Origin of the sequence: Seohaeicola zhoushanensis (assembly GCF_014656415.1) — a bacterium.
Classification (GTDB): domain Bacteria; phylum Pseudomonadota; class Alphaproteobacteria; order Rhodobacterales; family Rhodobacteraceae; genus Seohaeicola_A; species Seohaeicola_A zhoushanensis.
On sequence record NZ_BNCJ01000002.1, the window covers coordinates 168146 to 180071 of the forward strand.

Sequence of the window (11926 nt, forward strand, 5' to 3'; positions counted from 1 at the left end):
CGCGACATGAGCCCCGATGTCATCGTCATCGGCACCGGCGTGATCGGTGCCGCCATCGCCTTCGAACTGGCCAAGCAGGGGCGGCGCGTGCTCTCGCTCGACCGCAACGCGCAGGCGGGGCATGGCTCCACCTCGGGCTCCTGCGCCATCGTGCGGATGCATTACTCGACCTTCGACGGCACCGCCTTCGCCTGGGAGGGCTACCACTACTGGCGCGACTGGGCCGATTACCTCGGGCTGCCGGCGGGCAGCGACCTCGCCCGCTTCCGCGAGGTGGGTTGCCTGGTGATGAAGACCGAGGCCAACGGCCAGCTGGAGAAGCACAAGACCTTCAGCGCCGAACTCGGCTGCCCCTTCGAAGAGCTGACGGCGGAGCAGGTGCAGGCGCGGCTGCCGATCTGCGACCTCGCCAGCTTCGCCCCGGCGCGGCGGCTCGACGACCCGGCCTTCGGCCAGCCCAACGGACGGCGGATGGGTGGCGCGGTCTGCTAGCCCAATGCCGGCTATGTCACCGACCCGGCGCTCTCGGCGCAGAACCTGCTGGCGGCGGCGGCGCGGCATGGCGCCGAGACCCGGCTGAACGCTACCGTGAGCGCGATCCTGCAGGCCGGCGGGCGCGTCACCGGCGTGCGGCTGGCCAGCGGCGAGGAGATCCACGCGCCGGTGGTCGTCAACGTGGCGGGGCCGGGGTCGCATATCGTCAACGCCATGGCCGGCGTGCTCGATGACATGACCATCCGCACCCGCCCGCTGCGCCAGGAGGTGGTGCATGTCCCCAGCCCGCCCGGCTTCGACTTCGAGACCGATGGCACAATCGTCTCGGACAGCGACATCGCCTGCTACGTGCGCCCCGAACATGGCAACCACATCCTGATCGGCTCGGAAGACCCGGACTGTGACCCGCATCACTGGGTCGAGGACGACCTCCACTACAACCGCGACTTCACCGAACAATGGACGACCCAGGCGATGCGCTATGCCCAGCGGGTGCCGACGCTCGGCATCCCCAGCCGGATGCGCGGTGTGGTCGACCTCTACGACGCCTCGACCGACTGGATCCCGATCTACGACCGCTCTGCGCTCGAGGGCTTCTACATGGCCTGCGGCACCTCGGGGAACCAGTTCAAGAACGCACCGATCGCCGGCAAGCTGATGACGGCGCTGATCGGCTATTGCGAAGGCGGGGCGGATCACGACACCAGGCCGTTGCGCTTCACGCTGCCCTACCTCGGGCGCGAGATCGACGCCGGCTTCTACTCGCGCCGCCGCAAGGTGAACACCGAGAGCAGCTTCTCCGTCCTGGGCTGACGGCGCAGGCAGGCGCCGCGCCCCCCGCTTCTCTTCTTCCCAAATACTCGGGGGAGTCGCGCCGCAGGCGCGGCGGGGGCAAGGCCCCCGAGGCGGCGCAGCCCAGCGGGCGTGGACGCCGGGCGCTCAGGACACCTCGCGCTCGCCCATCACCGTCGAGAGGCGGGTCGTGGTCTGCGTCAGCTTGAGGCGCAGGTCCCCGGCGACCGACCGCTCCATGTCCGCCATGGCGTCGGGGTTCCGCGCCATGAAGGCCAGCAGCGCCTTGCGGTCGATCAGGAACAGCCGCGCCGGCGCGGTTGTGCGCACCGTGGCGGTGGCCGGGGCGCCGGTGGCGAAGGTCAGCTCGCCCACCAGCGCGCCGACCGAGATGGTGCCGATATGCAGCCCGCCGCGGTCGATGCTGCAATAGCCCTCCATCACCATGGCGAGATCCTGCACCGGCTTGCCCATCTCGGTGAGCACGAAGCCCTCGGGCGCGTCGACGAAACGGCCAAGCTTGAGCAGGCGCCGCGCCCGGTCCTTCTTGAGCGAGGGCACGATGCGCCGCGCCACCTCGGCCTGTTCGTCGCTCAGCGCGATGCGATGCACGATGAACAGCCGGGTGATGCCGATCAGGCTGATGACGATCCAGCAGGTCTCGATGGTGGCTGAAAACGGGTTGAAATCGCGCAGGAGGCTGATCAGAACCGAGCCCGAGGCGATCAGGTTCAGGATCGGGTAGCTGTAGCCGTCGCCACGCAGCAGGCCGAGCTGCAGGGCGAGATAGGCGCCGACGTAGAAGATGACGCCGATGACGCCGATCACGTCGTAGACCCCCATGCCCCAGAACCAGGCGCCAAGATTGTTGAGCACGTAAACCCCCGAAGAAGAGACTGCACGTTGCCTGATGGCAGCGTCGCTCCAGCGCATGACGTGCGCCCAGCATACCAGTCCCGAGGCCGGTCCGCCACGGCCGCGACTCCCTGCACCGCTTCGCTAAGAACAAGGGAAACCTTGGATGTCGCTTGGGAGATCGACTGTCAGATCTGCAAACTAGGAGAAGCTAACAAGAACTAAGACATTCTTTTTAGTTCCTGCTAGTCTTCGGTAGCTTTCAGGACAATTGGACGCCGACATGGACCCGGTAGCAAACCCATTTTCGCCAGGCGCGGGCTCGCGTCCACCGGAACTCGCTTGACGCGAGGGCATCGTCCACGACGCCGGTGTCGCCTTGAAACGGGTGATCGCCGGCAGGAGCGCCCAAAGCCAGATTTTCCTCGGGTTGCGAGGCACGGGCAAGACCGTACTCCTCAACGAGGTACTGGAGGTCGCGGAACGCGAAGGCTTCATCTCCGCGTTCATCGAAGCCCCCGAGAGCAAGCCGCTGACCGAGATGCTCTATCCCGCCATGCGTCAACTCCTGCGCAAGCTCTCGGCGCAGGAGAAGGCGCGGCATATGGCGATCAAGGGGTTGCAGGCACTGCGGGGCTTCGCAAGCGCCTTCAAGATCACGCTTGGCGACGTCGAGATCGGCGTGGATGCAGACCCCGGGGTCGCGGACAGCGGAAACCTGGAAATCGATCTGGGCGAGATGTTCGAAGCGATCGGACGCGCGGCCCGATCAGCCGCGAAAGGCTGGGTAATTCTCATCGACGAGGTCCAGTATCTGGAAGAAGAATTGGCCGCGGTCATCGTCGCCGTGCATCGCATGTCCCAGCGCAATCTTCCCGTCATGGTCTTTGCCGGGGGATTGCCACAGATCGCCAAGCTCTCCGGTGACGCCAAGAGCTATGCGGAGCGTGTCTTCGTATTTCCCAAGATCGGTGCCCTCGACGAAGGTGCGGCGCATGATGCGATCATCAAACCTCTCAAGGCGGAAGGCGTGGAGATCGAGAAAGACGCGCTGGAGAGCATCAATGAACTGACCGGTGGCTATCCGTTCTTTCTCCAAGAATGGGGACATCATGCCTGGAATGTCGCCGAGGGAAGCCCCATCAACCTGGCGAACGTCGAAACCGCGACTGAAAAGGCTCTCGCGCGCCTCGACGATGGCTTCTTTCGAGTCCGGTTCGACCGGCTCACTAATGCCGAAGTCGAGTATGTCGAAGCAATGGCCAGCCTCGGGGCAGGTCCCTACAAGGTCAATGATGTTGCCAAGGCGCTCAAGAAGCAGCCCAAATCGCTTGGTCCCAGGCGTGCGAGCATCATAACCAAAGGGATGATCTATTCCCCGTCATACGGCGAGATCGACTTTACGGTCCCTCTGTTCGACGACTTTCTCCGTCGGACGAGATTGCGCGAAGCATAGCCGGCCCGGAAACAGGTTGTCCCCCGCCGTCAGAACTCCAGATACCGCCGCCGCACCGCCTCGTCCGCCGCCAGTTCTGCGCTGGTGCCGGACCATTCCACCTGGCCGCGCTGCACGATGAAATGGCGGTCGGCGATCTTCATGAGGTCGGCGAGGTTCTTGTCGACCACCAGGATCGACATGCCCTGACCGCGGATCTGGGTCAGCGCCTCCCAGATGCGGCGGCGCACCAGCGGGGCCAGCCCCTCGGTCGCCTCGTCCAGGATCAGCAGGCGCGGGTTGGTCATCAGCGCGCGCCCGATCGCCAGCATCTGCTGCTCGCCGCCCGAGAGCAGGTTGCCCATCGAGCCGATCCGCGTCGCCAGTTCCGGGAACAGGGCAAAAACCTTCTCGACCGTCCAGGGATCGGGCAGGCCGAGGTGGTTCGACGCGGTGGCGACCAGGTTCTCCATCATCGTCAGGTTCGGGAAGATCTGCCGCCCCTCGGGCACCAGCCCGAGGCCGAGGTTGGCGGTGCGGAAGCTGGGCCGCCCGACCAGTTCCTGCCCGTCGAAGCGGATCGAGCCGCCCGAGGCGCGCACGATCCCCATGATGGTGTTGATCGTCGTGGTCTTGCCCATGCCGTTGCGCCCGAGCAGGGTGGCGACCTCGCCCGCCTGCAGCGAAAGGCTCATCCCGAACAGCGCCTGGCTGGTGCCGTAATGGGCGGTGACGTCCTTGAGTTCGAGCATCGTCATTCCTCGCCCAGGTAGGCGTGCTGCACCGCCTCGTTGCCACGGATCTCGTCCGGGCTGCCGGTCGCGATGATATGGCCGTAGACCAGCACCGAAATGCGGTCGGCCAGCGCGAAGACCGCGTCCATGTCGTGTTCGATCAGCAGGATCGAGTGCTTGCCCTTGATGCCCTTGAGCAGGGCGACCATTTCCAGGCTCTCCTGCGTGCCGAGCCCCGCCATCGGCTCGTCGAGCAGCATCAGCTCGGCCTCCGAGGCCAGCGCGATGGCGATCTCCATGCGGCGATGTTCGCCGTGGCTCAGCGCGACGGTGGCCTGGTCGGCCTTGTCGGCCAGGCCGACGCGGGCGAGCAACTCGCGCCCCCTGTCGCGCAGGTGGGCGATCGACCGGGCCGGGCGCAGGAAGCGGAAGGAATGCCCCTCGCGCGCCTGCAGCGCCAGCGCGACGTTGTCGAGCACGCTCATCTCCATGATGAGCGAGGTGATCTGGTACGACCGGGTGATGCCCAGGTGCGCGCGCCGATGCGGCGCCAGCCGGGTAATGTCGCGCCCCTTGAACAGCACGCGGCCGCTGTCGGGGATCTGGGTGCCGCAGAGCTGGCTGATCATCGTGGTCTTGCCGGCGCCGTTGGGGCCGATCACCGCGTGCAGCTCGCCCGCCTCGACCGTCAGGTTGAGGTTGTCGGTCGCCTTGATGCCGCCAAAGCTCTTGTTCAGGCCCTCGACCTTCAGAACCGCCGTCATCTCAGCGCTCCTTCCGGCCGGAGAAGAGGCCGGCGAGGCCGCCCCGGATGAACATGACCACCAGGATCAGCAGCAGGCCGAAGGGCAGCTGCCAGTAGATCCCGAAGGGGTGAGGCAGGCTGGAGAGCACCTCTTCAAGCACGATGAACACCGTGGCGCCCAGCACCGGGCCGATGGTGGTGGCCGCGCCGCCGAGGATGACCATGAACATCAGCTCGCCCGAACGGTGCCAGTCCATCATCTCGGGGCTGATGAAGGTGGTGAAGTTGCCCAAGAGCGCCCCGGCATAGCCGCACATCGCGCCCGAGATCACATAGGCGGTCAGGCGGTAGGCATAGGTGTTGAAGCCCAGCGTCGCCATCCGCTCGGGGTTGCCCTTGGCGCCCTGCAGCACCATCCCGAAGCGCGAGTTTACGATCATCCGCACGAGGCCGAGCGCGACCAGCAGCGACAGGAAGCAGAGCGCATACATCTGCAGCGGCTTGTCGAGGTCGAAGAACGCCAGCTCGGTGCGGCTGTCGATCACCAGCCCGTCGTCGCCGCCATATTCCTCGATCGAGACGATGAGGTAGTAGACCATCTGCGCGAAGGCCATGGTGATCATGATGAAGTAGACACCCTTGGTGCGCAGGCAGACCAGCCCGGTCAGCAGGGCAAACAGCGCCGTGACCCCAACAGCCAGCGGGATGTGCAGCCAGCCGCTGAGGGTGGCGATGGCGTCCCAACCGCCGTAGAGCCAGTGATGCGCCGGAATGCCGACGGCATAGGCGCCGAGGCCTACGAAGGCGGCATGGCCGAAGGACACCAGCCCGCCATAGCCGAGGATCAGGTTCAGGCTCACCGCCGCGATGGCGAGGATCACCAGGCGGGTGGCAAGGTCGAGATAGAAGGCCTGGCCGCCCAGGTAGAACAGCGGCGGCAGCACCGCGAGCAGGATCAGCACGACAAGGGTGATCCATCCGCGCTTGGACATGGTCGGCATCAGCGTACCTTCGGGGGGAAGAGGCCCTGGGGCCGCAGCGCCAGGACCAGCGCCATGATGAGATAGATGAGCATCGCCGAGACGGCGGGGGCCGAGTTCTCGGCGGCGGCCGAGGACATGAACAGCCCGAACAGATCATCGAGGAAGGCCCGGCCCAGCGTGTCGATCAGGCCGATCAGCAGGGCGGCGATGAAGGCGCCCTTGATCGAGCCGATGCCGCCGACGATGATCACCACGAAGGCGGTGATGATGATCGAATTGCCCATGCCGATATTGGCCTCGGTGATCGGGGCGATCAGCATGCCCGCAAGCCCCGCCAGCATCGCGCCAAGCGCGAAGACCAGGCTGAACAGCATCTGGATGTCGATGCCCAGGGCCGAGACCATGGTGCGGTTGGACGCGCCGGCGCGGATCAGCATCCCGAGGCGGGTGTAGTTCACCAGCCAGAACAGCCCCCCGGCGGCGGCAAGGCCGGCGGCTATGATTAGCAGGCGGAAGGTCGGCACCTCGAGACCGCTGCCAAGCGCGACCTGGCCGTTCAGCCAGTCGGGCAGCGGTACGGCGATGCCCTCGGGGCCCCAGATCACATGGGCGGAGGTGTCGAAGACCAGGATCAGGCCGAAGGTCGCCAGCACCTGGTCGAGGTGGTCGCGGGCATAGAGGCTGCGCGCCACCACCCGCTCGGTCAGGTAGCCGATCACCCCGACGACGGGCAGCGCCACCACCACCGCCAGCAGGAAGTTCCCCAGCGCGTAGGTCAGCGAGGCGCAGACGAAGGCGCCCAGCATGTAGAGCGAGCCATGCGCGAGGTTGACGAAGTCGAGGATGCCGAAGACCAGGGTCAGGCCCGAGGCGACAAGGAACAGCAATAGCCCCAGTTGCAGCCCGTTCAGGACCTGGATGACCAGAAGCGTGGTGTCCACCCGCTTACTCCCATGAAAAAAGCCGGCCGGGAGATGCGCCCGGCCGGCGAAGACGACCGCTCGGGTCTCAGTTCATCTTGCACTCGGCCGCGTAGGGGTCGACGTGGTCGGTATAGACCGTGTCGATCACCTTGGTGGTCCAGGTGCCATCGGCATCGGTGACCACTTCGCGCAGGAAGAAGTCCTCGATCGGCATGTTGTTCGTGCCGAACTTGAACTTGCCGCGGACCGAGCTGAAGTCGGCTGCCTTGATCGCGGCGCGAAGCTTGTCCTTGTCGGACATGTCGCCGCCGACCGCCTTGACCGCCGAGGCGATCAGCATGATCGCGTCATAGGACTGCGCGGCGTAATAGGACGGGTAGGTGCCGTATTTCGCCTTGAAGTCGGCCACGAATTTCTTGTTGGCCTCGTTGTCCAGCGTCGGGTCCCATTCCTGCGTGGTCTTCGAGCCCAGCACCGCCTTGAAGTCGGCGGCCTGAAGCTTGGGCAGCGACAGCGCGTCGACGGTAAAGACCGAATAGAGCGGCAGCGTGTCCTTCAGACCGGCCTGGTCATACTGCTTGATGAAGGCCCCGCCGGCCGCGCCGGGGTAGAAGACGAAGATGCCCTCGGCTCCCGATGCCTTGGCCTTGGCCAGTTCCGCCGAGAAGTCGAGCTGCGCGTCTGCGCCCCACTTGGTCAGGTCCTTGCCCTTGATCTCGCCCTTGAAGGTGCGCTCGACCCCGGCGGTCATGTCCTTGCCGGCGGCATAGTTGGGCGCCATGATGTAGAGCGACTTGACCCCGGCCTTGTTCAGGACCTCGCCCATCGCCATCGGCGTCTGGTCGTTCTGCCAGGAGGTCGAGAAGAAGTTCTTGTCGCACAACTGGCCGGCCATCTGGCTCGGGCCGGCGTTGGCCGAGATCAGGATCTTGTCGGCGTCCAGCACCGACTTGCGCGAGGCCAGCAGCACGTGGGACCAGATGTAACCGGCCACGAAGTCGACGTTGTCCTGCTTGACCAGCTTGTCGGTGGCCTGCTTGCCGGTCTCGGGAGCGAAGCCGTCGTCGCCGTAGATCACTTCGAGCTTAGTATCGCCGGCCATGCCGCCGAGGTGCTCCATCGCCAGGTCGACGGCGTTCTTCATGTCGTTGCCGATCACCGCGGCGGGCGTCGTCAGCGTGGTGACAAAGCCGATCTTGACGTCGGCATGGGCCGGCAGGCCCAGCATCGCGGCGGCAAGTGCCGCGGACATAACTCTTTTCATCTCAACTCCCCTGTTGTTGTCGCCCGGCTTCTGCCGAATCTGCGCCCATGCGGACTGTGCCCCGAGTTGACCATAAACCGCAATTGTGGCGCAACTTATTTATTTTAAGCTTGAAGCATCCGCAGGACTCCCTGCCGGTCGATCTTGCCGGTTCCGGTCTTGGGCAGGGCCTCGACGAAGAGGATCCGGCGCGGATACTTGTGCGGCATCAGCGCTGCCTTCACGTGGTCCTGCAAGGCCTTGATTGTCTCCCCCCCGCCGGTGCCCCCCTCGCGCAGCGCGATCACCGCCGAGAGCGTCATGCGCCGGTCGGCCAGCTCGTGCGCCAGCACGGCGGCCTCCAGGACGGCGGAATGTTCGTTCAGGCAGCGTTCCACCTCCAGCGGCCAGACCCATTGCCCCGAGACCTTGACCAGGTCGTCGGCACGGCCCTGGAAGTAATAGAAGCCATCCCGCTCGATGAAACGGTCGCCGGTATAAAGCCAGTCGCCACGCATCGTCTCGGCGGTCTTGTCCGGGCGGTTCCAGTAGCAGGGGGCCGATGAATGGCCGCGGACATACATCACGCCATCCTCGCCTGGTGCGACCGGCACGCCGTCGCCGTCGCGCAACTCGATCTCGTAGCCCGGCACCGCCTTGCCCGCCGCGCCGAGACGCTGCTCTGCGGCGGTGTTGGAGAGGTAGACATGCAGCATCTCGGTCGAGCCCAGCCCCTCGATCGGCGGCAGGCCGGTGAGACCCTTCCAGGCGTTGAAGATCTCGGCCGAGAGGATCTCGGCCGCGCTCATGCACTGGCGCAGCGAGGAGAGGTCGCGCGCGCCGACACCCTCGGCATGGCAGAGCGCGGTATAGAGCGTCGGCAGCCCGTAGAAGACCGTCGGGCGATAGGTCTCGATGGTGTCGAGCACCCGCTGCGGATCGGGCCGGCCCGGCAGCAGCAGGGTGGTGGCCCCCACCGCGAAGGGGAAGGTGGCCGAATTGCCGAAACCATAGGCAAAGAACATCTTCGGCACCGAGAGGCAGATGTCGTCGCCGCGCAGCTTCAGCACATGCTCGGCGAAACTCGCCTGCGAATAGGCCATGTCGTGGTGCAGGTGGACGATGCCCTTGGGCCGCCCGGTGCTGCCCGAGGAATACATCCAGAAGGCCATGTCGTCGGGCGTGGTCGGCGCACAGTCGAGCGTGTCGGGCTGGCCGGCAAGGACATCGGCCGCCGCCGTGAACGCCCCGGCGTCACCGTTCACCACCACCACGCGCTCCAGCGCGGTGCCGGAGAGCCCGGCAAAGCGGTCGGCGAACTCGGCATCGCAGAGGGCGATCCTCGCGCCGGAATCGGCGAGGTAGAATTGCAGCAGGTCGGGGGTGGAGAGCGTGTTCAGCAGCACCGGCACGAACCCCGCGCGCACCGCGCCGAAGAAGGCGGCCGGGTAGGCGGGGGTGTCGTCGAGGAACAGCGCCACCCGCTCGCCCTGCGCCAGCCCGAAGGCCTTTAAGGCATTGCCCCAGCGCGCCGCCTCGGCGCAGAGCGCGCGATAGGTCATGTCGCCCGCCGGGCCGGTCAGCGCCAATTTGTCGGGATTGCGGCCGAGGTTGTCCCAGAGGATCGCGCTGCAATTGGGATGCGCGGCCTTGTCGAAACCGATCTCCGCCGCGCCGCGCGTCTCGCCCACCGGATCGGCGATGACCGGCGTCAGATGCGCCTCGTATTCCGCCATGAACCGCGGCGAGAGCGCCCGCAGCCGGTCCATGTCGACCCGGCCCGAGCGGGTCACATAGTCGAAGGCGAAGTCGAGCGGCGCCTTCTCCATCTTGGCGGCGAACCCCTCGTACCAGGCGCAGGAGGTATTGGCGGCGGTGACGATCTTCTTCGCGATCGGCTGCCGCGCCGCCTGGTAGGCGGGCAGCGCCTCGCGCCAGTCGCCGTGCTGTTTCAACTCGCCCACCAGCGCGATGGCATCCTCCAGCGCCAGCCGGGTGCCTGAGCCGATGGAGAAATGCGCCGTATGCACCGCGTCGCCCAGCAGCACGGTATTGCCGTGATGCCAGGTCTCGCACCAGAGCTTCGGAAACTGCCGCCAGATCGACCGGTTGGCGACCAGCGGCGCCCCCTCCAGCACATCGGCGAAGACCTCCTCGCAGCGCGCGGCGGTCTGCGCCTCGTCCATCCCGTCGAAGCCCTCGGCGAAGAAGGTGTCGCGGTCGCATTCGACGATGAAGGTGCTCATGTCCGGCGCATAGCGATAGTGATGCGCGTTCATCGCGCCGTGGTCGGTGGTGCGGAAGGTCTGGGTCAACGTGTCGAAGGGCCGGCGGGCCCCGAACCAGGCAAAGCGGTTCTCCATGTAGCTGACGGTGGTGCCGAAGGCCTCGGGCGCGGCATTGCGCACCAGCGAGTTCAGCCCGTCCGCGCCGACGAGCAGGTCGCCGTCCAGCTCTCCGAGATCCCGCACCGAATGGCCGAACCGCAGCTCCGCCCCCAGCGCCTCGGCGCGGGCTTGCAGCACCTGCAGCAGGTGCAGCCGCCCGATGGCGGCAAAGCCGATCCCGTCGAGCACCACCCGACCCTTCGGGTGGTTCAGCGTCATGTTCTGCCAGCGTTCCATCTCGGGCGCGATCAGGTCATGGGTCTCGGGATCGTCGGCCTTGAGGAAATCCAGCGCCTGGTCCGAGAAGACCACGCCAAAGCCCCAGGTCACGTCGCGCGGATTGGCCTCGGTCACCCGGACACGCACGCCGGGCAGGGCGCGGCGCAGCAGGATGGCGGTGTAAAGCCCGGCAGGCCCCCCGCCCAGGATATCGATGGTGCTCAGCATCACGCCCTCCCCGCGCTCGAATCGCCACCCGATCTTGACCAGAAGCTGTATTTGCTGTTTCTGATATATGCAAACGTTTCTGACTGGCGCAAAGAAATGGCCGAGGATATCGCCTCCGATGCCGCCCAGGGCGGCCTGCAATCGCTCGACGCGGCGCTCGCGCTGCTAGCCCGCCTCGCCGAGGCGCCGGGTCCGCAGACGCTGACCGACCTCGCGCGCTCGGGCGACATGCCGGTCAGCAAGGCGCATCGCTACCTCGCCTCCTTCGTCCATGCCGGGCTGGTGCGGCAGGCCGGGCGCTCGGGCAAATACGACCTCGGGCCGGCGGCGATGGCGCTGGGGCTGGCGGCGCTGGCGCGGCTCGACTTCGTCAACCGCACGGCTGACCGCCTGCCCGACATCGTCGCCGAGACCGGCCTCACCGCGCTGCTCTGCGTCTGGAGCGAGGGCGGCCCGGTGGTGGTGCGCTGGGAACGCTCGGCGCGCTACATGGTGACCGCGCTGGGGCTGGGCTCGACCCTGCCGCTGCTGAACTCGGCGACGGGGCGCGTCTTCCTCGCCTATACGCCGGCGCCGCTGACCGCCGCGCTGCTGGCCCGCGAGGGCGGCAATGCCGAGGCCCTGACCGAGGAGACCCGCGCGCGCGGCTACGCCAGCGTCAGCGGCGACCTGATCCCCGGCCTCGCCGCCATCGCCGCGCCGGTGCTCGACTGGCAGGGGCAGGCGCAGGCCAGCGTCACCCTGATCGGCACCGACCCGGCGCTCGCCGCGCCGGGCAGCGCCGCCATCCCCGCACTGCTGCGCTTCTGCGCCGACCTGAGCGTCGCGCGCCCCTGATTTCTCTTCTTTCCAAATACCTCCGGGGGGGCCGCCAACGGCGGGGGGGG

At 66.7% G+C, this 11926-nt stretch carries 9 protein-coding genes and 1 pseudogene; 3 read left to right on the forward strand and 7 right to left on the reverse strand.

Features of this window, described 5'->3' with window-relative positions:
- The first annotated feature begins 6 nt into the window (after positions 1-6).
- Positions 7-1308: pseudogene (locus IE266_RS04820) on the forward strand (NAD(P)/FAD-dependent oxidoreductase).
- A 126-nt stretch (positions 1309-1434) separates the two neighbouring features.
- On the opposite strand, the gene IE266_RS04825 reads toward IE266_RS04820, so the two are convergent.
- Entirely contained in the window at positions 1435-2163 is a 729-nt protein-coding gene (locus tag IE266_RS04825; protein WP_189678915.1) for a CBU_0592 family membrane protein, read from the reverse strand.
- A gap of 367 nt (positions 2164-2530) precedes the next feature.
- Between IE266_RS04825 and IE266_RS04830 the strand changes: the two genes are divergently transcribed.
- Positions 2531-3598 carry a DUF8462 domain-containing protein gene (locus IE266_RS04830; protein WP_229863927.1) on the forward strand — a complete coding sequence of 356 codons (1068 nt, stop codon included), beginning with the start codon at positions 2531-2533 and terminating at the stop codon, positions 3596-3598.
- 29 nt (positions 3599-3627) lie between these two features.
- Here the strand turns inward: IE266_RS04830 and IE266_RS04835 are convergent, their stop codons facing one another.
- From IE266_RS04835 to IE266_RS27245, 6 genes are all read right to left on the reverse strand, one after another.
- Positions 3628-4329: an ABC transporter ATP-binding protein gene (locus IE266_RS04835; protein WP_189678916.1), complete on the reverse strand. Its 702-nt coding sequence runs from the start codon at positions 4327-4329 to the stop codon at positions 3628-3630.
- Positions 4330-4331: 2 nt separating this feature from the next.
- The gene (locus IE266_RS04840; protein ID WP_189678917.1) at positions 4332-5075 is read right to left on the reverse strand and encodes an ABC transporter ATP-binding protein; all 744 of its coding nucleotides are present in this window, start codon (positions 5073-5075) and stop codon (positions 4332-4334) included.
- Position 5076: 1 nt separating this feature from the next.
- Positions 5077-6057 carry a branched-chain amino acid ABC transporter permease gene (locus IE266_RS04845; protein WP_229863898.1) on the reverse strand — a complete coding sequence of 327 codons (981 nt, stop codon included), beginning with the start codon at positions 6055-6057 and terminating at the stop codon, positions 5077-5079.
- The gene (locus IE266_RS04850; protein WP_189678918.1) at positions 6057-6980 is read right to left on the reverse strand and encodes a branched-chain amino acid ABC transporter permease; all 924 of its coding nucleotides are present in this window, start codon (positions 6978-6980) and stop codon (positions 6057-6059) included. The genes IE266_RS04845 and IE266_RS04850 overlap by 1 nt, the downstream gene beginning before the upstream one ends.
- A 67-nt stretch (positions 6981-7047) precedes the next feature.
- On the reverse strand, positions 7048-8226 hold the full coding sequence (locus IE266_RS04855; RefSeq protein WP_189678919.1) for an ABC transporter substrate-binding protein: 1179 nt from the start codon (positions 8224-8226) through the stop codon (positions 7048-7050).
- 104 nt (positions 8227-8330) lie between these two features.
- Complete coding sequence (locus IE266_RS27245) at positions 8331-11039, reverse strand: benzoate-CoA ligase family protein (RefSeq protein WP_189678920.1); 2709 nt, start codon at positions 11037-11039, stop codon at positions 8331-8333.
- Positions 11040-11135: 96 nt separating this feature from the next.
- On the opposite strand from IE266_RS27245, the gene IE266_RS04865 reads away from it, so the two are divergent.
- On the forward strand, positions 11136-11876 hold the full coding sequence (locus IE266_RS04865; protein ID WP_189678921.1) for an IclR family transcriptional regulator: 741 nt from the start codon (positions 11136-11138) through the stop codon (positions 11874-11876).
- Positions 11877-11926: the final 50 nt, after the last annotated feature.

Excerpts from the sequence above, each read along its gene's own strand:
- IE266_RS04835 (WP_189678916.1), bottom strand. The coding sequence starts at position 4,329 with ATGCTCGAACTCAAGGACGTCACCGCCCATTACGGCACCAGCCAGGCG.
- IE266_RS04840 (WP_189678917.1), bottom strand. The coding sequence starts at position 5,075 with ATGACGGCGGTTCTGAAGGTCGAGGGCCTGAACAAGAGCTTTGGCGGC.
- IE266_RS04845 (WP_229863898.1), bottom strand. The coding sequence starts at position 6,057 with ATGCCGACCATGTCCAAGCGCGGATGGATCACCCTTGTCGTGCTGATC.
- IE266_RS04855 (WP_189678919.1), bottom strand. The coding sequence starts at position 8,226 with ATGAAAAGAGTTATGTCCGCGGCACTTGCCGCCGCGATGCTGGGCCTG.
- IE266_RS27245 (WP_189678920.1), bottom strand. The coding sequence starts at position 11,039 with ATGCTGAGCACCATCGATATCCTGGGCGGGGGGCCTGCCGGGCTTTAC.
- IE266_RS04865 (WP_189678921.1), top strand. The coding sequence starts at position 11,136 with ATGGCCGAGGATATCGCCTCCGATGCCGCCCAGGGCGGCCTGCAATCG.